Annotated in this window: 2 protein-coding genes and 1 pseudogene; all 3 read right to left on the bottom strand. The window is 69.2% G+C overall.

Annotation, left to right across the window (positions count from 1 at the left end; translation table 11 throughout):
• Positions 1–68: 68 nt before the first annotated feature.
• Positions 69–893 (bottom strand): annotated as a pseudogene (locus AS96_RS14555) (ISL3 family transposase); the annotation flags it as partial.
• A gap of 214 nt (positions 894–1,107) precedes the next feature.
• Complete coding sequence (locus tag AS96_RS14550) at positions 1,108–1,497, bottom strand: hypothetical protein (RefSeq protein ID WP_036291359.1); 390 nt, start codon at positions 1,495–1,497, stop codon at positions 1,108–1,110.
• A 3-nt stretch (positions 1,498–1,500) separates the two neighbouring features.
• Positions 1,501–2,081 (bottom strand): UDP binding domain-containing protein (locus tag AS96_RS14545; RefSeq protein WP_036291356.1); only part of this gene is annotated, 581 nt, incomplete at its 5' end.

Raw genomic sequence — 2,081 nt, 5'->3', positions numbered from 1 at the left:
CCTCGACCCCTACCCGCCGACCATCACCCGGCGAGCCTCACCCCCACCGCATGTCCGAAGAGCCGGTTGTCCTGCTGAACACGCTGCCGGGTGCGGTCCAGGGCGTCGCCGGCGAGGCGGACGACGTGGAACGGGTCCATGACGGGGACGGCGTCGGGGAGTTCCTCGGCCGCGGCGGTCTTGAACCCGCTGAACCCATCCATCGCGACCACCTCGATCGCCTTCGACCAGTCCGCGGGCCGGGCGGCGAGCCACTGCTTGAACACCTGCTTCGACCGCCCCTCGACCATGTCCAGCAGCCGGGCCGGGCCGCTCTTCTCGCGGACCGGGGTGAGGTCGATGATCACGGTCACGTACTTGTCGCCGAACCGTGTGTGGCGCCAGACGTGCTCGTCGACACCGATCGTGGTCACCCCATCGAACCGCGTGGGGTCGTCGATCAGCCGTCGCTTGCCTTCGGCGAGGATCGCGGTGTTCGCGGTGTGCCACGACACCCCGAGTCCTGCTGCGGCGCGGGAGACGGTGAGGTGGTCGACCACGATCGTGGTGAGTGCCCACCCGATCCCGCCGCGCGAGATCTTCGCCCGTGGCGCCGCCGCTTTCGTCGTGTCCTGCCGCCAGGTGCGCCGGCAGTGCGCGCACCGGTAGCGGCGCACCCGGATCAGCAGCGTCGTCGGCCGGTGCCCGAACGGCTCATGCGCGAGCGGCCGCGTGACCGTGTCACGCGCCACGCCCTCCGCACCGCACTTCCGGCACCACGGGTCATCATTGATGACACGGCACTCAAGCACTGCCCGGTCTGGCTCGAGCAGCTGTCCAACAGCCTCGAGGCCGAGCTCGTCGAGGCGGCAGAACGTGGTCAGGTCAGGGGTCGCGAACGTAGGGTGGTGCACGTCGAGGTCTTTCGGATGGGCAGCGTAGGAACTTCCATCCTGGAAGACCTCGACGCCTATCCGCGAACCACCAGCCGGCCCACGACTACACCCTCATCTGCGAAGAGCCGGATACCACCCCGGTTGCGCGTTCGCCATCGACTCTCCCCAGCGCGATCAGAACGTACTCCCACCCCCGTGATCACGGCAATGGGAGCGGTACCGTGAATAACCCTCAGGCGGCCAGGTCGCTCGCGGCGCCCATGGTCAGCACGGCACCGGACGCAAGAAAGGCGATGGTGGTCATCCAGGTGCTCCAGGTCTGAGGATTGCGGGGGCGCACCGCGGCGAGGGCCGGCGCGAACCCGCAGACGAACGCGACGAACGCGACGATGGTCACCGCGATCGCGAGGTCGTCGCCCGGCTGCGCAGCCGGATCGAAGGCGCGGGCGATGGTGAGCGCCGCAGCGACGATGGCGACGACCGACGCGGCCGCCGACAACCCGCTGAGCACGGGCGAAAGCGGTGGGATCTTGTCGCGGTCGCGTCGACGCGAGATCGGGCCGTCAGCGAAGACCAGCAGAACCGAGGCCAACGCCAGCAGGATCGTGGCGATGAACGTCACGGCCTACGGCCGCCCCATCCCGTAATACGCCCATCCAGCGGCGCGCCACGCGGCCGCATCGAGGCCGTTGCGGCCGTCAACGACGACGCGGCCGTCCGTGAGCGACGACGCGTGCTCGGGAGGCAGCTGACGACGATACTCGTCCCATTCGGTGACGAGCACGAGAGCGTCCGCGTCGCGAATGGCCTCGTCACGGTCTTCGACGTAGGTGAGCTGGGGGTGGATGCGGCGTGCGTTCTCGATCGCCGCCGGGTCGGTGACTGTGACGTTCGCTCCGAGTCCGTGCAGCCGCACGGCGACGTCGAGTGCGGGCGAGTCGCGGATGTCGTCGGAGTGCGGCTTGAACGCCGCACCCAGCACCGTCACCTTCTTCTCGTAGACCGAGCCGCCGAGACCGTCGACCACGAGTTGCACGGCGCGGTCGCGACGGCGCAGGTTGATCTCGTCGACCTGACGCAGGAACGCGACGGATTCGCCGCGCCCGAGCTCTTCCGCACGAGCGGAGAACGCGCGGATGTCCTTCGGCAGACACCCGCCGCCGAATCCAATGCCGGCGCCGAGGAAGCGACGCCCGATGCGGGCGT

The sequence above is a fragment of the Microbacterium sp. MRS-1 genome (genome assembly GCF_000585455.1).
GTDB lineage: Bacteria > Actinomycetota > Actinomycetes > Actinomycetales > Microbacteriaceae > Microbacterium > Microbacterium laevaniformans.
Note: the sequence above shows the minus strand (reverse complement) of the source record. Positions and strands in the feature narration are given on the sequence as shown.